Origin of the sequence: Paenarthrobacter sp. MSM-2-10-13, from assembly GCF_011605365.1 — a bacterium.
GTDB lineage: Bacteria > Actinomycetota > Actinomycetes > Actinomycetales > Micrococcaceae > Arthrobacter.
Genome location: NZ_JAAOXO010000006.1, coordinates 69,233 through 87,144, shown reverse-complemented (window position 1 = coordinate 87,144; position 17,912 = coordinate 69,233). Strand labels below are relative to the sequence as shown.

Below are 17,912 nucleotides of genomic sequence, written 5' to 3'. Positions count from 1 at the left end.
CCGTGCGAGCACTATGGACCATGGTCGGCAATGATCTACGTCAACGGCTGAGGGACAAGTCGGTGCTCATCTTTTCGCTGATCGTCCCCTTGGCATTGATGGGCGTGCTGAGCTTGGCTTTCGGTCGACTGGGTACCGGCAGCGTCGACCTGCAACCAGCCACTGTCATAGCAAGCGTCGAAGACTCCGGCCCACTCGGTGCTGCGTTGCTCGAATCGCTGGCTTCAGTCGAATCCATGAAGGTCACCGTACGTCAGGTGTCATCGGAGGCCGTGGGCCCGGAAACCCGCACTACCGGTGCCGCCTTGGGCATCGTCATCCCGGCCGGCTTCAGTTCAGCCTTGGCTACCGGGCAACCGTCCGCCCTGCAACTTATCGAAGGCAGCGGGTCCGTCCTCGAGACGAGTGTTTTGATCTCAATCGTGACCGGAATCGTGGACCAGTTCACCGCTGCGTCGGTAACGGAGGCAGCGGCGAGACTGGGTGGAGTCCCCCCTGATGCTGCGGCAGGCATTGGACGAATCGCGGTGACCGGCGACCCGATCCTCCATGTCACGGAAGGAATCGCGCCAGCCGGGCAGTTGTCGCTTCGGGCCGGCTTGGTGGCCGGTCAAACGGGCTTGTTTCTATTGTTCACGGTGGGGTTCGGGGTCCTAGGACTACTGGCGGAGAAGGAACAGGGAACACTCGCCAGGATCAGATCCACCGCCGCACCGCAGTGGACCGTCGTCGCCGCCAAAGCTCTTGTCGGTTTCTCGTTGGGAGTCGTCGCAAGTGGCGTGCTGCTTGCCAGCGGCACGCTCCTCTTCGGCGTTAACTTCGGCTCCCCGGCCGTTGTGGGCTTGTTAGTCCTCGGGGCAGCGGCGGCGGCCACCAGCCTAACCTTTGTCGTGGCCAAAATGGTTCGGACAGCAGAACAGGCCAATGTGGCGCAATCCATTGTTGCCATGGTGCTGGGTATCGCGGGAGGCGCCTTCTTCCCCATCCAAGCGTCAGGTTTCATGGCGGTCCTGATGGATTTGAACCCGGTGGGTGCATTCATCCGGGGCCTCGGAATCTCTGCCGGTGGCGGCGGCGTCGCAGAAATCGCCGTGCCTTTGGTGACGATGTGGGGATTCGCGGTTATTTGCGTCATGGTCTCCCGCTTCCTGCCCGACCGCGGAGCCAAGGCATGAAAGCGATCCTGGCCATCGCCGGCGTGGAGGTGCGGCGCTTCCTGCGGGACCGCTCCAACATCTTTTTCGTCTTTACCTTCCCGCTCCTGCTGATTCTGTTATTGGGCACCCAGTTCGGTTCGAGCCGCGCGGAAACCCGGGTTAGCCTCACTGGTGGATCCGGGACGGCGCTTGAGTCCGTTGTGACGGAACAATTGGAAGCCGACGGCCTGCAGGTGGAATCTGTCACCGCCCAAGTGATGCACGAACAGCTGGCGCGCGGAAGGGCCGACGTCGGGCTCGTCATCCGCGACGAAGCCGCCGCCGCGTTCGACGACGGACGCCGTGCGGAGCTGCAGATTCTCACTGCGTCGCAAGCATCAGCCCAAGCAGCACTACAGGAAGTCAGGGGTTCCCTGGGCGCCATCAGCATGCGGCACAGCCAGCTCGCAGCTTTGGAGCAGGCCGGCCTGCCGGCCGAGGCAGCGGAGACTGCCGTGGCGCAGGCGCAGGAAGCTTTCCAGCCACCCCGCGTAGAGATCCTCGACACCGACAACACCGCGCAGGAGTTCCGTGGGCTGGGGGTTTTCGAACTCGGAGCGGTGCAGCAGCTGCTGCTGTTCATCTTCCTCAGTTCCCTGACCGGTGCCGCCACGCTGATCCAGGCCCGCCGTTACGGCGTCATCCCGCGTACCATGTCAGCACCCGTATCCAGCGGCCAAACGATTGCCGGGCAGGCAGTGGGAAGATTCGGGATTGCATCAGTCCAAGGTGCGTACATCCTGGTAGGTACGGCCCTGCTCTTCGGCGTTGATTGGGGCAACCTCTGGCTCACGGCAATGGTCTTGATAGCCTTCAGCGCCGTCGCCGCAGCAGCCGCCATGATCATCGGCTCACTGTTGGATCACGACGGCGCCGCAACAGGCATCGGAATAGGCGCAGGTCTCGTGCTGGCTGGCCTGGGAGGCTGCATGGTGCCACCCGAGTTCTTCGCCGAACCCCTTCAGAGCATCTCGCGGCTGACTCCACATCGGTGGGCCTACGACGCCTTGGCCGCCATCCAACGGCAGGACGCTTCCTTCACGGACATACTTCCCGCTCTCGGCGTCCTGGCAGCGATGGCCGCTATTCTCCTTATGTGTGGCGCGTGGCTCCTACGACGCAGCCTCCAAAGGGCGCTATGAGACCAGTTTTGCCCACGGACGCAGAGTCGTTTTTTGATGGATCTCCTCAAGGCCTCGCCATCTGCCGGGCCTTCCTTGCCGTTGTGGGTGGACTCGGTGATTTTCGGGTCAACTTATCCAAGAGCCAGATCGCCCTTCGGCGGCATCGTGGGTTCGCCTACTTGTGGCGGCCTGACAAGTACGTCCATTCGAGGGTACCGGCGGTGTTGTCGTTGGCTTTGCCCTACGAGCTCGGCTCCCCACGGTTCAAAGAAGTCGTTCATCCCGCTCCTTCCGTGTGGATGCATCACTTGGAACTCCACGATCCAAGCATGGTTGATGCCGAGGTGAGGCAGTGGATCAGGGAGGCCTTTGAGGCGGCATAGCGCAGTAACGCCACTCAGTGATGCAACTGCATGCGCTGAAGGACGGTGGCTGATATCTCTTCCACGGACATGGAGGCCGAGTTTACGTACGGAACGTTGTTGGCCCGGTACATCTCTTCCGCGTTGCGAAGCTCGTAGGTGCACTGGGTCAAGGACGCATAGTTGCTGTTGGGTCGTCGTTCTTGTCGGATCTGGCTGAGCCTGACGGGCTGGGAGATGAGGCCGAAGCACTTGCGTGCGAACGGCAAAAGGGGCTTAGGCAGGGCCATGGTGTCGAAGTCTTCCTCGACGAGGGGGAAGTTGGCAGCGAGAATTCCATGCTGCAGCGCAAGGTACATGGTCGTTGGGGTTTTGCCGCAGCGTGAAGGGGCAATGAGTATTAGTTCGGCGCGTTCCAGCGCCCGGAGCGACTGACCGTCGTCGTGCTCTATTGCGTACTCAACAGCTGCCATGCGGGACTGGTACCGCACCGCGTCACCGAGCCCATGGGCCTGTCCGGGCTGTCCGCTCGCGGACGCGCCCAGTGCCGTCTCGAGTTGGCCGATGTGTGTGCCGAACAGATCGAAGAAGAGGCCCCGGCTTTGGGCCAGCACGGCACGGATGTCATGGCCAACCGCCGTTGAAAAGATGATAGGCCGAGGCCCCGAGCCGGCCATCCTGTCGATCGTTGCCACCACCTCGCGCGCCTGCTCGACCGTGGTGATGAACGGGATGGTTTTTCGCTCCAGCCGCTGGCCCGGGAACTGGCTCAATAGCGTGTTTCCCAGTGTTTCGGCGGTGATGCCGGTGCTGTCCGAGAGGAAGAACACCGTGGGGTTGGACGCGTGGTCCTCCCCCACGGTGTTTCTTTGCAGATCCTCCATTTAGACGGAGGTCTCGCTGCTGGTTCGTGCCAGGCGAAGCCAGGTTTCGGTAACGGCGTCGGGGTTCAGCGAAATGGAGCTAATACCCTGATCCAGCAGCCACTCGGCGAAGTCCGGGTGGTCGCTGGGGCCCTGCCCGCAGATGCCAACGTATTTGCCCCGGGCGCGGCAGGCAGTGATGGCCATTTCCAGAAGCTTGGTGACTGCGGGGTTGCGCTCATCAAAGCCTTCAGCGACCAGCGCGGAGTCCCGGTCCAGCCCGAGTGTGAGCTGGGTCAGGTCGTTGGAACCGATCGAGAAACCGTCGAAGTACTCCAGGAATTCATCAGCCAGAAGGGCATTGGCCGGAAGTTCGCACATCATCACGATCTCCAGCCCGTTCTCGCCCCGGCTGAGCCCGTTGCCAGCGAGGAGCTCGGACACACCTCGGGCTTCGTCCAAAGTACGCACAAACGGGACCATGAGCTTGATGTTGGTCAGGCCCATGTCGTTGCGGACGTATTTCAGGGCTTCGCACTCGAGTTCGAAAGCCTGCCGGAAGGACTCGGACAGGTACCGGGATGCACCCCGGTACCCGATCATCGGGTTCTCCTCTTCGGGTTCGAACGCCGGCCCGCCCAAAAGGTTGGCGTACTCGTTGGACTTGAAGTCGGAAAGCCGGATGATGACCGGTTCCGGAGCAAAGGCAGCCGCGATGGTGGAGATGCCTTCGGCAAGGCGCTGCACATAGTAGTCTCGGGGCCCGGCATATGCGACCGTCTTTTCCTGGATCTGGCGCACCGTGAAGTCATCGAGTGTTGCCGGGCGCTCGATTTCTCCGGCAACAGCCAATAGCGCGTTCGGGTGGATCCCGATCTGGCGGTTGATGATGAATTCGAGCCGGGCCAATCCAACCCCGTGGTGAGGGAGGCGGGCGAAGCTGAAGGCCTGCTCCGGTGTGCCGACGTTCATCATGATCTTCACCGGCGCTTCGGGCATGGTGTCCAGGCTGGTTTCATGCAGGGTGTAGTCCAGCAGGCCTTCGTACACCAAGCCGGCTTCGCCTTCGGCGCAGGATACCGTCACCGGGGTTCCGTCCTTCAGGATCTGGGATGCGTAACCGGTCCCCACGACGGCGGGGATGCCAAGTTCACGGGCGATGATGGCAGCATGGCAGGTCCGCCCGCCACGATCAGTGACAATCGCGGCAGCCTTCTTCATGATTGGTTCCCAATCAGGGTCAGTCATGTTCGCCACCAGGACATCGCCCTCCTGGAAAGACGCCATCTGATCAATCGAGCTCAGTACCCGGACTTGGCCGGCACCAATCCGCTGACCAATGGCCCGGCCCTCCACCAGAACCGTCGAGCGTTCGGCGAGGGTGTACCGGGACGTCGTCCCGGCAGCCTTGCGGGACTCCACCGTTTCCGGGCGGGCCTGAAGGATATAGAGTTCCCCGTCGGCTCCGTCCTTGCCCCACTCGATGTCCATGGGACGCCCATAATGCGCTTCAATGGCCAGTGCGTGGCTCGCCAACAGTTCCACCTCGGCATCCGTCAGGCTGAAGCGGCTCCGCAGATCCCGCGGCACAGGTACAAAGTCCACAGTCTTTCCGACCTCCCCCGAGTCGGTGTAGACCATCTGCACAGCCTTCTCCCCCAGGCCCCGCTTCAGCACAGCCGGCCGACCCGCCGCAAGGGCCGGCTTGTACACATAGAACTCATCAGGATTCACCGCGCCCTGGACAACCGCTTCGCCAAGCCCGTACGAGGAAGTGATGAAGACGGCGTCGTTGAACCCAGTCTCAGTATCCATCGTGAACATCACCCCCGAGGCGCCAATGTCCGAGCGGACCATGCGCTGGATTCCGGCCGAGAGTGCCACCTCCGAGTGGGTGAACCCGTGGTGGACGCGGTACGCAATGGCCCGGTCGTTGTACAGCGACGCGAAAACGTCCTTAATGGCGACCAGGATATTCTCCACGCCACGGATATTGAGGAAGGTCTCCTGCTGGCCGGCAAACGATGCATCCGGCAAGTCCTCGGCTGTGGCACTTGAGCGCACCGCCCACGAAACATCCCCACCGTGCTCGTGCGTTAGGCGCTCATAAGCGGTCCGGATGTCTCCTTCGAATCCGGCCGGGAATGGTGTTTCACGAATGAGGGCGCGAATTTCCTGGCCGACGTTGGCCAAAGCAGTGACGTCGCTGCTGTCCAGGCCTTCCAGGATGCCTTCGATCCGGGCATCCAACCCGCACTCCGCCAGAAAACGCCGGTAAGCGTCCGCCGTCGTCGCAAATCCGCCCGGAACTTTCACCCCGGCAGAGGCGAGATTCCGGACCATTTCGCCGAGAGATGCATTTTTGCCCCCAACCTGGTCGAGGTCGGACAAGCCAAGCTCAGAAAACCAAAGAACGTTAGTCATAAATTGTGTCCTCCATTGGGCACGCTCTGACAAGCGCTAAAAAACTAGGTCATGCAAGGATCAATGCACCAGCTCAGTGGAAGCAAATAGATGTGACTCGCGCAACATATGCGCGAAGTAAAGAAAGTTCATCAAGCTCGTGGGGGGCGGATCGAACGTGACTCAAGAAGCTCACGCTCAGAGGCAGAGAGGCAGGGAGGCAGCACAGGTGATTCGATGGTGTCCACCATTCGGAGTGTTGGCGAGCAACTACCTCAAAGCCCGCCGTTCCCAAAAAGAGTGGCGCTGTAGTCAGCGGATTGGACCTCCGCCCTGCAACTTTCGGGGAGCGGAGGCCCAATCCAAGGGCATCACCGGATTGGCCTAACTGTAAGACACCCCGGACCTCCGGGAGTCTTAGGCGTCATGGTCTTTGGTTTGGTCTTTGCTGCTGAAGGCGGCGTCGAAGCTGGTTTGGGAGGCGGGGAAGTCGAACTTCTTGAGGGCGGCGAGGGCTTCGGGGGCGCCGTGGTGGCGGTCCATGCCGGCGTCTTCCCATTCTACGGAGATCGGTCCGTTGTAGCCGATTGCGGTGAGGGCGCGGAAGGAGGATTCCCAGGGCACGTCGCCGCGTCCGGCGGAGACGAAGTCCCAGCCGCGGCGGGGGTCGCCCCAGGGCAGGTGGGAGCCCATGACGGTGTTCCGGCCGGTGGGGCGGAGCTTGGTGTCTTTGCAGTCCACGTGGTAGATCCGGTCCTTGAAGTCCCAGATGAAGGACACGGGATCGATGCCCTGCCACATGAAGTGGGACGGGTCCCAGTTCAGGCCGAACGCTTCGCGGTGGCCGATCGCTTCGAGGGTCCGGACGGTGGTCCAGTAGTCGTAGGCGATTTCGGAGGGGTGGACTTCGTGGGCGAAGCGGACCCCGCATTCGTCGAAGACGTCCAGGATGGGGTTCCAACGGTCGGCGAAGTCCTGATAGCCGGCGTCGATGACCTTCTCCGGGACGGGAGGGAACATGGCGACGTACTGCCAGATGGAGGAGCCGGTGAACCCGACGACGGTGTCAACGCCCAGGGCGCGGGCGAGGCGGGCGGTGTGTTTCATTTCTTCGGCGGCGCGTTGGCGGACGCCTTCGGGTTCCCCGTCGCCCCAGACGCGGGATCCGACGATCGCTTCGTGGCGGAAGTCGATGGGGTCATCGCATACTGCCTGGCCCTTGAGGTGGTTGGAGATGGCCCAGACCTTGAGGTTGTACTTTTCCAGGACAGCGAGTTTGGATTCGACGTAGCCGGGTTCGTCCCAGCGCCAGGCGTCCAGGTGGTCTCCGGAGACGGCGATTTCCAGGCCGTCGTAGCCCCAGCCCGAGGCTAGGCGCGCGACTTCCTCGAAGGGGAGGTCGGCCCACTGGCCGGTGAACAGGGTGAACGGGCGGGTCTGTTGATCGGGCATGATTCTATCCGTTCTGGTCGGATCGCTTACGCCGCGGCATAAGCGATGACGTTTTCTTTTGTTGCTTGTGCCTTATCCAGTTCGGCCACTACCCTGCCGGACCGCATGACCATCACTCTGTCGGAAAGCTCCAGCAGTTCGGGGAGTTCGCTGGAAATGACGAGTACGGCTACACCACTGCGGGCCAGCTGCTCGATCAGACGATGAATCTCGGCCTTCGCGCCGATGTCGATGCCCTTTGTTGGCTCGTCCAGGATGAGGACCTTGGGATTGCTGGCCAGACAGCGTGCGATGATGACCTTTTGCTGGTTGCCGCCGGACAGGGACTGTATCGGCGTTTCCGCAGAAGGGGTCCTGACATCAAGTTCTTTGATGTAGTCGCCCACCATCTTCTTTTCGTGGCCCCTCTGCAGCACGCCCCACTTGCTGATCTGTTTCAGGAGAGTCAGGGTGGTGTTTTCGCGGATGGACAGCATGGGGATGATGGCCTGCAGCTTTCGCTCCTCCGGGACGAGGGCAATGCCGGCGGCGATGCCGTCAGACGCACCATGGAGACGTATTTTCCGGCCGTTGACCTCTACGGTTCCTGCGTCTGTTTTGTCTGCCCCGTAGATGCACCGGGCGACCTCTGTGCGGCCTGCGCCGACGAGTCCAGCCAGTCCAACGATTTCCCCTGCATGCAGTCGAACATTCACGTCCTCAAACGCTCCGGCACGGCTTAGACCCCGTGCCTCAAGAACCAGTTCACCGCGTTCGCGGGGAATATGCGCGTAAAGGTCCACGTCCCGGCCCACCATTAACTGCACCACGGATCGGGCATCGAGCTCACCCGCGGGGACGGATGAGGCCACAGTCCTGCCTTCGCGAATGACGGTTATCCGGTCGGCCAGGGTGAAGACTTCCTCCAGTTTGTGCGAAACATACATGATCGCCAGGCCCTTGCCCCGAAGCTCGTTGACCAGCTTGTACAGCTTCTCAACGTCCTGCTCGGTCAGGGCGGTGGTTGGCTCATCCATGATGATCACTCTTGCGTCCTGGGCTATGGCGCGCGCGATTTCCACCATTTGGCCGTCCACCGTTGAGAGCGCCATCGCAGGAGTGTCGAGGTTGAGGTGCGGTGCAACCTGGTCCAGTGCCTTCCTTGCCCGCTTGCGGATCTCGCGGCGGGAGAGGATGCCGTTGCGTCCGCCCCAGTTTCCCAGCAGTACATTTTCGGCTACGGACAGGTCCGGGACCAGGTTGTGCTCCTGGTAGATGGTTGCAATCCCGGCGGCTTTGGAGGCCGCTGTACTGGAGGGCATGAGTTCGCCGTCCACGTACACGCCTCCTTCGTCGGGAGTGTAAAACCCGCTGAGCGTCTTAATCAGCGTCGATTTACCGGCTCCGTTCTCACCACAGACGCAGTGCACCTCTCCGGCATGAAGTTCGAAGTTCATGCCGGAGAGGGCGACGACGCCCGGAAACAGTTTTACGAGATTACGTGCTTCAACGATTGCTGGAGCACGTCCGGGCGTCTTAGTCACGGCAGTTCCCTCCTCAGGAAGGTGAGTCCATCTCTGGCCAGTGCGTCCATGGACGGTGCCACCGGCCGCCAGAGCGAAACAGCCTTGGCGATTTCCTCCACCGTAGGGAGAAACGATTCGACCACAATGGAACCTTGGTAATCGATCGTTTTCAACGCGTCAAAGGTCTCGGACCAAGGAACGTGTCCGCTGCCGGGCGTCCCGCGATCGTTTTCTGACACTTGGAAATGGAAGACCTTGTCGCCGGCAGAGGTGATGGCCGCACCGATGTTCTTCTCTTCGATGTTCATGTGGAACGTGTCCAGCATCAGGCCTACGTTGTCCCTGCCGATCAATTCACAGAGTTCCAGTCCCTGCTCGACCGTGTTGACCAGATCCGTTTCGAAGCGGTTGAGCGGTTCAATGGCCAGAGTGACGCCTCGTTCGGAGGCGTAGTCGGCCACTTCACGCAGACTGTCGGCTGCCCACTGGCGCTGCTGCCGACGTTCCTCGGGGGGAAGGAGCCGTGCTTTGCCGGTGGCGGAATACATCGGGCCGGCCACGTGGGGAGATCCGACGGCTTGGGCGATGTCGACGCAGAGCTTCAGGTAGTCAATGCCCTGCCGGCGCTTCTGCGGGTCTTCGTGTGAGACGTCGCGATCGGGTCCGAACGCACCGCAGATGGACACGGGCAGTCCGGTCCGTTCCGAGGCCTTCTTCAGTACTTCCGCACTGACTACGGCAGGATCTTCAATGCAGACCTCGATCAGGTCGTAGCCCATCTCCTTGGCGACGTCGAACTGATCAACGTCCTGGTCGGTGAACGGGGAGACCAGGATGAAGGTGCTGACTCCGAATTCGTATTTACTCATTGGGCCACAGCTCCTGTTCCAGCTTCTTCATTTCGTTGATGGCCTTTTCGGTGTAAGGGTCCAGGAATTCCAGGTGGCCGCCACGCGCCATCATGGCGAAGGGATTCGACGCAGCCGGCAGAAGTTCGAAGGTCAGGTAGCCGTCGAAGTTGATGTCCTTTAGCGTCTGCAGTGTCGGACGGAAGTCGATGTGTCCCACGCCGGGGGCTGCCCGGTTCGAGTCGGCGAGGTGGACGTGGTTAACCTTGCTGCCAGCTCGGGCGAACGCTCCGTGGATGCTGTCTTCTTCGATGTTCATGTGGAAGAGGTCGCCGTGCACGCCGGCGTTCTTCAGACCGGTAGCGTCCAGAAGTTCAACGGCCCGGTCGAGCCGGTTCAGGAAATGAGTCTCGTAGCGGTTCCACGGTTCGAGGGTGATGTTGATGCCGACGCTGGCAGCGTATTCGCCAAGTGTGCGGACATTCTCGACAGCCCATTCCCATTCCTGTTCATCGCTCGCCAGGGCTTCGGTCTTGCCCACCGGGGACGGCCCCACGATGATGGTCGGAGCTCCGACGGCGGCGGCGAAGTCGGCTACTGACTTGCCGTAGTCCAAGGCCTTCTGCCGATTGGCGGCGCTGGGGTTGATCAGGTCGCGTTCCTCTCCAAACCAGATGCTGCAGATGGAACTGACGTCGATACCGGCGTCGCTGGTCAGTTTGTTGATCTCATCGACGTTGTGTGTTGCCGGTTCTCCGACCAGTTCAATGGCGTCGTAGCCATAACGGGCAACGCGATCGATGCCTTTAGCAATGTCTTCCTGGTAGTAGACGATGGCGTTGTAGGAATACTTGAAGCGGGACATGTTTCTCCTTGAGGGAATTGGTGTTGCTGCCTGGCCAAGCGGCGGGGCGTGGCCAGGCAGCCGAGGGGTTAGCTGCGCTAGTCCTTGAAGATGTTGCCCCAGAGAGCGGGGTCATCGACGTTCTCTTTGGTAATGAGCTTGGTGTCAGTCAGCTGCATCTTGGGGACCTGCTTGCCGTCAAGCAGGTCAACTTGGGCTTGAAGGGCCAGTGCGCCCATCTCGAACGGGTTCTGGTCCATCGTGGCGTCCTGGACACCATTGCGGATCCGGTCCAGGGCAAGGGGTGTGCCGTCTACTCCGACGAGCGGGATGTGGTTTGCGGCGCCGACAGGAGCGTCCTTGTTGATCTGTGAGAGGCCCGAAACGATTCCCCGCACCATTTCGTCGTTGTGGCTGAAAAGCCCATTGATACTGGAGTCTGCGGTGAAGTTATCGACGGTCAGGGACAGAGCGTTGTCTGCAGTCCACTGTGCGTCACGGCCGATCACCTTGATGCCGGGGAACTGCTTGATGCCATCGTTGAACCCCTTGCCGCGCAGAATCGCGTGGTAAGCACCCTTGGCTCCTTGGTATTCAAGGACGGTTCCCTTGTCACCCATCAGTTTGGCCAAGGCTTCAGCGCCAAGCTTGCCTGCCTTTTCGTTGTCGAAAGCGACGGCAGCGTCGGCGATGTCACCCGGGATGACCGAGTCCACGGTGGTGACCGTCTTTCCGGCGTCGTGGATCATCTGGACTCCAGGAACCAGTTCAGCGGAGTTATTCGGGCTGAGGACAATGCCGTCCACACCCTGGGCGAGTTGGTCCTGGATCTGGCTGATCTGCGTGCTGGAATCGCCCTTGGCATCAAGGACTGTGACCTCCACGCCGAGTTCCTTCGCCTTATCCTTGACTCCCTGCCCGAGGGCAACCATGAATTCAAAACTCTGGCTGTAGAGCAGGACGGCGATCTTCTTAGTCTTCGTTCCGTCGTTTGCTTTCTGGGCGGCGCTGGGTGCTCCGCAGCCGGTGAGGGCTATGGCCGCGGCGGAGACTGCCGCGAGGACCACCAGTTTGGGTGAGGTCTTCATTGACTTAATCTTTCTGTTGGGTGCTAAGACATGTCGGCTGAGCCGGTTTGTATGCGGTTGAGCTGCTAAGCCGAAGTTCCGGTGGTGTGCGCTGTGGCCGGCCCGGTAACCGGGCTGCCCGCCGTCGTCGGGTCTTTCGCCGGCGGCGGTCCGATCCTGCGTTTCCTTGACAGGTTCTTTTGGACGTACTTGTAGCGGTACACGTCCAAGGCGGCCGCAGCGAAGATGACGACGCCCTGGACAATGCGGTCGTAGGACGAAGGGATTCCGAGCAGGTTTACGGCATTGGAGACCATCGCGATCAACAGCACGCCGAGCAGTGTGCCCTTGATGTTTCCTTGGCCGCCAAAGAGGCTTGTTCCGCCGATGACCACGGCGGCAATGACGGTCAGTTCAATGCCGTCGCCGGCACGCGGGCTTCCGGAGGCCAGACGGCCGGTGAGCAGGAGTCCCGCCATTCCCGCAGAGAGACCGGCGATGATGTAAGCGTTCATCGTGACACGATCGACGCGGATGCCTGCAAGCAGGGCTGCTTCCTTGTTGCCGCCGACGGCGTAGATGGAACGTCCGTAGGTAGTACGGGTCAGGACCAAGTGGGCCAGGAAAGCCAGCACCAGAACGGCTGGTATCAGCAAAGGAATTCCGGCGACCTTCGCGCTGACCATATCGGTGAGCACCTTCGGCACAGGCGTGATGTTTCCGCCGTCGGAGTAGGCGAAGGCGATTCCCGACCCGGCGGAGAGTGTTGCCAGGGTCGCGATCAGCGGGGATATACCCAGCTTCGTGACCATCAGCCCGTTGACGGCTCCGACTCCGGCGCCAACCACGAGGCCGGTCAGGAGCCCGATTGCTGGCGGCATATCCATGTTGACGATCACGCCCATGGACAGCACGGACGACAGGGCAGCTGTCGACCCCACCGAGACATCGATGCCGCCGGTAAGGATCACGAAGGTCATGCCGATGGCGAACACACCGAGGATCGTGCACTGGTAAAGCAGGTTTACCAGGTTGACTGTGGTCAGGAATACCGGGCTCAGGCACGTCAGCAGTACACCGAAGAGCAAGACGACGACCAGCAGGCCCTGCGCACCGATAAAGTCGCCGACCCCGGAGAGCCGTGAACGGGACTCGTCGTTAGATTTTCCGGGGCCAGCCCTCCCGGAAACCGGACCGGCGGAGCCGGTGGCTGTTTGTGGCTGCATGTTTGTATCTCCAGTCAATTCGACACTTCCTCGGGTCGGAAGTGCTAGTGGCTGCCGAAGAGTTCGGCGTTGGTCTTCAAGGTGATGGGCGCGCCATCTTGGCGGGCGGAGTCGGCGGTGGCCATGACGAGTTGCAAGCTCTGAATGTTGTCGGTGACATCTGTCTCAGCCTTGTGTCCGGTTTCGATGGCGTCGCGGAACGCTTCGAGGGTCCCCAGGCGTTCCTCGACAGGCAACGGGTCCAGATCGACGTGCATGACGCCGGAGTGTTCCACCGCTCCGGCAAGGAAGACGGTGTCAAACAGTGAGGCGAAGTTGATGGTGACCTCGTTGTTCTTCCAGGTGATGGCGCCCTTGCTGCCTTGGATTTCCCAGTCGCCGTCCCAGCTGGTCTGCGGACCGTAGGAACTCCATGAACCGGTGTAGACGACGCGGGCGCCGTTGTCGCAGTCGAACTGCACCACGGCGGAGGCGTTGCCCTTGAATCTGGAGGTGCCAGTGTTCCAAGAGCGCGCACGCACGGCGGTAGGTTCGACACCAACGATGCCGCGGAGCTGGTCAAGGTGATGGATCATGGCATCCACGATCAGGGGCTCATCCATTTCGAGCCGGAACCCTTCGAACGGCGGGTTCTTCTTGTAGTCGATAAAGACGTGCTCAAGGTCGCCGATGACTCCGTCCCGAATGAGGCGCTGAACAGTGCGGGCGGCTCGCTTGAAACGGTAATTCTGCGACACCATGGCCTGTTTGCCGGACTTCTCTGCCGCTGTAATGATGCGGATGCCGTCTTCAAGGCTGTGTGCGAGGGGCTTCTCAATGAGTGTGTGGACCCCTGCTTCCAGTGCCGGGGTGGCCACGGCTGCGTGGTACTCGGGTGGAACGATGACCAAGGCGGCGTCGAACGTATCTTTGTGCTCCAGCGCGTCCTCAATGGTGGCGTACGCGGGGATTCCGTACTGTTCAGCAGCGGCCCGTGCGGCGTCGGAGTTGACGTCGACAACACCCGCCAGCTCCCAGCTTTTGCTGTGGTGAATCACGTTCAGCCATGAGGCACCCCAGGCACCGAGGCCTACTTGAATGATCTTCATTGCTTCACTCCTTCTAGTTCTTTTGTGCTCGGGACGTCGACCCACTCGCCGCCCTTGCTGGATTTGATGATGCTTTCGGTGAGGACGGCCGACCTGAGGCCGTCCTGGAACGTAGGCAGGCCTTCGCGGATGTCCCCGTGGATGGCGGCATAGGTATCAGCCACGAATGCACTGAACGCGTCCTGGTAACCCTGCGGATGACCAGCTGGAAGAACACTGAGCCGGGCCGCATCAGGGCTAAGCGCCTGCGGGTCGCGAACGAGCAACTGCGACCCTGTCCGCTTACCCAGCCACAACGCCTCCGGGGCTTCCTGGTCGAACTGCAGAGTGCTCTCCGAACCCGCTATCTCGATCATCAGGCGGTTCTTTCGTCCAGGGGCAACTTGGCTGATCAGGAGATTTCCCACGGTGCCGGATTCAGTGGCAAAAACAGCGGCAACGAGGTCCTCGGTCTGGATGTCCTTATTGTTTGACCGGCCAGAGAAGAGAGTCCGGCTCAGGGCGCTTACTTTGGCTATCTGTTCCCCGCTCACGAATTCGACAAGATCGCACAAGTGGGAGCCGATATCGGCGAACGCCCGGGAGGGCCCACCCAGAGCGGCGTCCACCCGCCAGTTGTCGTCGTCCCGGGAGAGCAGCCAATCCTGAAGGTAGGAGCCCTGGATGGTGGAGATCCGTCCCGTTTGGCCCGATGCAATGCGTTCCCGTGCTTCCCGGATCATCGGATGGAAGCGATAGACGAAGGGAACGGTCGCAACGGTCCCGGCCCGGGCAGCGAGCTCCACAAGTTCGGTTGCGTCCTGGACGTTGGTGGCCAGGGGCTTCTCGCAGACCACGTGTTTGCCCGCTTTCAGCGCGGCTTCGGCCAGTGCGTAATGGGTACTGTTTGGCGAACAGATGTGGATGACGTCGATAGCGTCGTCCTCGAAAAGGTCCTGGGCGGAATCGTAAGCCCGCTGCACACCCAGGCGGTCTTTGGCGCGGTCGGCGCTGGCACGGCTCGAAGACGCAATGGCGGCGATATCCGCCCCTGCAGCGCGGGCGGCCCGGCTGTGCACCTCGGCCATGAACCCGGCGCCGACGAACCCGGCCCGTAGCCGGGAGGGGGCTGTCGTGGTTCTGTCGTTGTCCATGTCGAAACAGTGACACGCAGCACGTGGCTTTGGTCAGGGGCCCAACAAAAGTCTGCACCTTTTGACGCTGATGGCAGTCGAATGCACGCCCAAGTTGCACTTTTTGATGCTAAGCACTTCGCCGGGTGGACGGGAACGAGTGAGCCGCTTGACACTGAGTGGAGATGAGGGCCCTCAGGGTCCGGTGAGCCCGAGGCGTCAAGAATTCAGGCTCACGAACAACCTCTTTTGAGCCCCGAATTGGAGTGTCATGGACAACGGCGGACCCGGCGAACTACTGCAAATCCTGCGGGACGGACAACCACGAACCAGAGCAGACTTGGCTGGAACAACAGGGTTGGGCCGAGCCGCCGTCAGTTCCCGCCTTGAGCCGCTCCTGAAATTGGAACTGGTGGTTCCCGTATCAGGGGCACCTTCTACTGGAGGTCGTCCATCGGCGCGGCTAGCTTTCAACCCAGGCGCAAAGTTGGTGGCGGCCGCAGACGTCGGCGCGACGCACGCCACAGTGGCCCTCACTGACCTGTCAGGAACGGTACTCGTGGAAACCACTGAGCGGCTGGAGATTTCATGCGGACCCGAAGCGGTCCTGGACTGGCTTTTGACGATGGTGAAGGGACACTTGCAAGTGTTGGCGCGCCCGACTGCGGACGTCATCGCCGTCGGCATCGGACTACCTGGCCCGGTAGAGCACTCCACCGGGAAGCCGACGAGCCCGCCGATCATGCCAGGGTGGGACGGATTCGATGTTCCCGCTTACATTCAGCAAACCTTGGGCGTACCCGTACTCGTCGATAACGATGTCAACCTCATGGCCCTCGGCGAGCGGGCGACCCGTTGGCCCAGCGAGGAGAACATGATTTTCCTCAAAGTCGCCACTGGCATCGGATCTGGAGTGGTTAGCGGAGGGGAACTGCAGCGTGGCGCGGCAGGTGTCGCCGGAGACGTCGGCCATATTGCTGTTTCCCGGGGGGCAGGAATTCTCTGCCGCTGTGGCAAGAGTGCCTGTCTGGAAGCCATTGCAGGCGCGCCGGCCATCGCCGCGCAACTCCGCGACAGCGGGCTTGAGGCAACCACTGGAAGCGACGTCGTTTCGCTGGTTCGTTCCGGGAATCCGGCTGCTATCCAAGCGGTCCGCCAAGCGGGCCGCGACATCGGAGAAATGCTCAACATGTGCGTGAGCTTCATCAACCCCTCCCTGATTGTTGTGGGCGGATCGCTTGCCCAATCCGGAGAACACCTCATGGCAGGGATACGCGAAACGGTGTACGCACGATCAACGCCTTTAGCGACCCAGCACCTGACAATCACCCAGTCCGAAACCGGGCCGGAAGCTGGAGTGGTTGGCGCCAGCATCCTGGCCGTCGAGTATGTCCTCTCCCCCCACCGAGTAAATCAACTGGCAACCAGACCGCTTTCCGACGGAAACGAAATTATCAACCGGCAGGAAAAGGAGCCCGCTTTCCCCACACACTGGCCGCTCCTTGAGGCGCTGGCCAAATAATTGCAAGACGCACCTATGTGAAAAACATAAACACATTAACGCGCCGACCAAAGGTGCATCCAGAGGTAAAATTGACCTACCAGCGGACCTCATTTTGGGTCGGTCTGACGAGTCACCGCAAGCGCTTCCTTATGCCGCCGCGCCAGCTCCCAAGACTGCCATGATGCTCGGCTGGTGAAGGAGGACGGCATGCCTCAATCTGGTGACGGGAAAAGCGCCCGTGTGCGACGATACGCAGTGCCGGAAGGGCTCACTCCAGAACAAAGGTTCGAGCATTGGCGGGTCTGGTACGGCAGCGCCGTCGAAACACCAATGAGGCTGGAGCGGTCAGAAGGAGATAGCCCTGCGTCCGTCACTCCCTCAGCTATTAATCTTGCCGGACCGGGCTTCAGCCTCATAGAGATGCACAACACCCCCGCGCTGGGCTTTTGGGCGCCGAATCCCGACTCCACTGACTTGCGCCTGGCCTACTTCCGCAAGGCGTCGGGTCTGACCCTGGATCTCAATGGCACCCCCGAGCCGGTTCCAACGGGTTCGGTGAGATTCATCGACACCTCGCTTGGTGGCAGTTTCGATGCACCCGAAGGATTCCACGCACAGCAGCTCAACATGGACCGCGTCAGTCTCAATGTCAGCGAAGGCGGACTGCGCTCCCTTCTTCGCCTGCCTGACCTTGCAAGCCACCCCATTGTGGGCACCTTCGTGATCCCCGCATTGATGAGTTGGAAGCGGCCCGGCATCGACAGTGAGGCATCAGGAACCAGCGAGATCCTACGATCCGTCATGGCAACCCTGGTGGGCTCCCTGCTCGAATCGCCGGCCGACGATGAGACACAGAAACCGGCACTAAGCCGGGCGGTAAAGAAATACCTTGAGAGCAGTTACGACAACCCAAATCTGGACGTGGCAATGATCGCCGGAACGTTCAACCTCTCCCGTCGCTCCCTGTTCTACTTTTTTGAGACCGAAGAACTCCGTTTGGGTGAGCGAATCCGCGCCTTGAGAAGCCGGAAAGCATTGGAGCTCCTGCTTCAAGCCCATGCTCAAAGAATCACCTACTCAGAAATTGCGACACGGAGCGGATTCACCAACGTTCAAAGCATGCGCCGGGCAATCAAAGAGTTCACCGGGATGAATGTCAGGGAGATCCATAAATCCGAGCCCGTCGTTCATATGGCACTGCAGCAACTGCGGCAGCGGCTCAGTCCTGGAGCTTGACCGGATCGACGATGAAGCCTGGCGAGGCGCGGTTCGAACCTGGCCCTGGGAGGAGAAGGCACGACGGCGGGGCGCCGCCCCC

Annotated in this window: 15 protein-coding genes; 5 read left to right on the top strand and 10 right to left on the bottom strand. The window is 61.1% G+C overall.

The window, feature by feature from the left end; translation table 11 throughout:
- The first annotated feature begins 20 nt into the window (after nucleotides 1-20).
- Genes HAV21_RS13450 through HAV21_RS13440 form a run of 3 tightly spaced genes read left to right on the top strand, consistent with a single transcriptional unit; the run spans nucleotide 21 to nucleotide 2,703 of the window.
- A complete protein-coding gene (locus tag HAV21_RS13450; protein WP_166842059.1) occupies nucleotides 21-1,175 on the top strand; it encodes an ABC transporter permease in 1,155 nt (384 codons plus the stop codon).
- Nucleotides 1,172-2,338 (top strand): ABC transporter permease, encoded by a 1,167-nt coding sequence (locus tag HAV21_RS13445; protein WP_166842058.1) that lies wholly within the window; start codon nucleotides 1,172-1,174, stop codon nucleotides 2,336-2,338. Before HAV21_RS13450 ends, HAV21_RS13445 begins: the two co-directional genes overlap by 4 nt.
- Nucleotides 2,335-2,703: a DUF5655 domain-containing protein gene (locus tag HAV21_RS13440; protein ID WP_166842057.1), complete on the top strand. Its 369-nt coding sequence runs from the start codon at nucleotides 2,335-2,337 to the stop codon at nucleotides 2,701-2,703. The genes HAV21_RS13445 and HAV21_RS13440 overlap by 4 nt, the downstream gene beginning before the upstream one ends.
- A gap of 14 nt (nucleotides 2,704-2,717) precedes the next feature.
- Here the strand turns inward: HAV21_RS13440 and HAV21_RS13435 are convergent, their stop codons facing one another.
- The 10 genes from HAV21_RS13435 to HAV21_RS13390 form a co-directional block, all read right to left on the bottom strand.
- On the bottom strand, nucleotides 2,718-3,566 hold the full coding sequence (locus HAV21_RS13435) for a pyruvate, water dikinase regulatory protein (RefSeq protein ID WP_166842056.1): 849 nt from the start codon (nucleotides 3,564-3,566) through the stop codon (nucleotides 2,718-2,720).
- Nucleotides 3,567-5,969 carry a phosphoenolpyruvate synthase gene (gene ppsA, locus HAV21_RS13430; protein WP_166842055.1) on the bottom strand — a complete coding sequence of 801 codons (2,403 nt, stop codon included), beginning with the start codon at nucleotides 5,967-5,969 and terminating at the stop codon, nucleotides 3,567-3,569.
- Between the two features lie 396 nt (nucleotides 5,970-6,365).
- Nucleotides 6,366-7,400 (bottom strand): sugar phosphate isomerase/epimerase family protein, encoded by a 1,035-nt coding sequence (locus HAV21_RS13425; RefSeq protein ID WP_166842054.1) that lies wholly within the window; start codon nucleotides 7,398-7,400, stop codon nucleotides 6,366-6,368.
- Nucleotides 7,401-7,426: 26 nt separating this feature from the next.
- Nucleotides 7,427-8,923, bottom strand: coding sequence for a sugar ABC transporter ATP-binding protein (locus HAV21_RS13420; RefSeq protein WP_166842053.1), 1,497 nt, complete (start codon nucleotides 8,921-8,923; stop codon nucleotides 7,427-7,429).
- The gene (locus HAV21_RS13415) at nucleotides 8,920-9,774 is read right to left on the bottom strand and encodes a sugar phosphate isomerase/epimerase family protein (protein ID WP_166842052.1); all 855 of its coding nucleotides are present in this window, start codon (nucleotides 9,772-9,774) and stop codon (nucleotides 8,920-8,922) included. The genes HAV21_RS13420 and HAV21_RS13415 overlap by 4 nt, the downstream gene beginning before the upstream one ends.
- Nucleotides 9,767-10,618, bottom strand: a complete 852-nt coding sequence (locus HAV21_RS13410) for a sugar phosphate isomerase/epimerase family protein (RefSeq protein ID WP_011774583.1) — start codon at nucleotides 10,616-10,618, stop codon at nucleotides 9,767-9,769. Before HAV21_RS13410 ends, HAV21_RS13415 begins: the two co-directional genes overlap by 8 nt.
- Before the next feature lie 77 nt (nucleotides 10,619-10,695).
- The gene (locus tag HAV21_RS13405) at nucleotides 10,696-11,685 is read right to left on the bottom strand and encodes a sugar ABC transporter substrate-binding protein (RefSeq protein ID WP_166842051.1); all 990 of its coding nucleotides are present in this window, start codon (nucleotides 11,683-11,685) and stop codon (nucleotides 10,696-10,698) included.
- 65 nt (nucleotides 11,686-11,750) lie between these two features.
- Nucleotides 11,751-12,890 (bottom strand): ABC transporter permease, encoded by a 1,140-nt coding sequence (locus HAV21_RS13400; protein ID WP_166842050.1) that lies wholly within the window; start codon nucleotides 12,888-12,890, stop codon nucleotides 11,751-11,753.
- A gap of 44 nt (nucleotides 12,891-12,934) precedes the next feature.
- Complete coding sequence (locus HAV21_RS13395) at nucleotides 12,935-13,978, bottom strand: Gfo/Idh/MocA family oxidoreductase (protein WP_166842049.1); 1,044 nt, start codon at nucleotides 13,976-13,978, stop codon at nucleotides 12,935-12,937.
- On the bottom strand, nucleotides 13,975-15,111 hold the full coding sequence (locus HAV21_RS13390; RefSeq protein ID WP_166842048.1) for a Gfo/Idh/MocA family oxidoreductase: 1,137 nt from the start codon (nucleotides 15,109-15,111) through the stop codon (nucleotides 13,975-13,977). Before HAV21_RS13390 ends, HAV21_RS13395 begins: the two co-directional genes overlap by 4 nt.
- A gap of 250 nt (nucleotides 15,112-15,361) precedes the next feature.
- Here HAV21_RS13390 and HAV21_RS13385 point away from each other — a divergent pair, with 250 nt between their 5' ends.
- Together HAV21_RS13385 and HAV21_RS13380 are read left to right on the top strand one after the other, a co-directional pair.
- Nucleotides 15,362-16,612, top strand: coding sequence for an ROK family protein (locus HAV21_RS13385; protein WP_166842047.1), 1,251 nt, complete (start codon nucleotides 15,362-15,364; stop codon nucleotides 16,610-16,612).
- A 189-nt stretch (nucleotides 16,613-16,801) separates the two neighbouring features.
- Entirely contained in the window at nucleotides 16,802-17,830 is a 1,029-nt protein-coding gene (locus HAV21_RS13380) for a helix-turn-helix domain-containing protein (protein WP_166842046.1), read from the top strand.
- Nucleotides 17,831-17,912: the final 82 nt, after the last annotated feature.

Bases quoted from the DNA above. Each gene is read 5' to 3' on its own strand.
- HAV21_RS13390 (WP_166842048.1), bottom strand. From the start codon at position 15,111: ATGGACAACGACAGAACCACGACAGCCCCCTCCCGGCTACGGGCCGGG.
- HAV21_RS13440 (WP_166842057.1), top strand. From the start codon at position 2,335: ATGAGACCAGTTTTGCCCACGGACGCAGAGTCGTTTTTTGATGGATCT.
- HAV21_RS13380 (WP_166842046.1), top strand. From the start codon at position 16,802: ATGCCTCAATCTGGTGACGGGAAAAGCGCCCGTGTGCGACGATACGCA.
- ppsA (WP_166842055.1), bottom strand. From the start codon at position 5,969: ATGACTAACGTTCTTTGGTTTTCTGAGCTTGGCTTGTCCGACCTCGAC.
- HAV21_RS13435 (WP_166842056.1), bottom strand. From the start codon at position 3,566: ATGGAGGATCTGCAAAGAAACACCGTGGGGGAGGACCACGCGTCCAAC.
- HAV21_RS13415 (WP_166842052.1), bottom strand. From the start codon at position 9,774: ATGAGTAAATACGAATTCGGAGTCAGCACCTTCATCCTGGTCTCCCCG.
- HAV21_RS13410 (WP_011774583.1), bottom strand. From the start codon at position 10,618: ATGTCCCGCTTCAAGTATTCCTACAACGCCATCGTCTACTACCAGGAA.
- HAV21_RS13425 (WP_166842054.1), bottom strand. From the start codon at position 7,400: ATGCCCGATCAACAGACCCGCCCGTTCACCCTGTTCACCGGCCAGTGG.
- HAV21_RS13385 (WP_166842047.1), top strand. From the start codon at position 15,362: ATGGACAACGGCGGACCCGGCGAACTACTGCAAATCCTGCGGGACGGA.
- HAV21_RS13405 (WP_166842051.1), bottom strand. From the start codon at position 11,685: ATGAAGACCTCACCCAAACTGGTGGTCCTCGCGGCAGTCTCCGCCGCG.
- HAV21_RS13450 (WP_166842059.1), top strand. From the start codon at position 21: ATGGTCGGCAATGATCTACGTCAACGGCTGAGGGACAAGTCGGTGCTC.
- HAV21_RS13445 (WP_166842058.1), top strand. From the start codon at position 1,172: ATGAAAGCGATCCTGGCCATCGCCGGCGTGGAGGTGCGGCGCTTCCTG.
- HAV21_RS13400 (WP_166842050.1), bottom strand. From the start codon at position 12,890: ATGCAGCCACAAACAGCCACCGGCTCCGCCGGTCCGGTTTCCGGGAGG.
- HAV21_RS13395 (WP_166842049.1), bottom strand. From the start codon at position 13,978: ATGAAGATCATTCAAGTAGGCCTCGGTGCCTGGGGTGCCTCATGGCTG.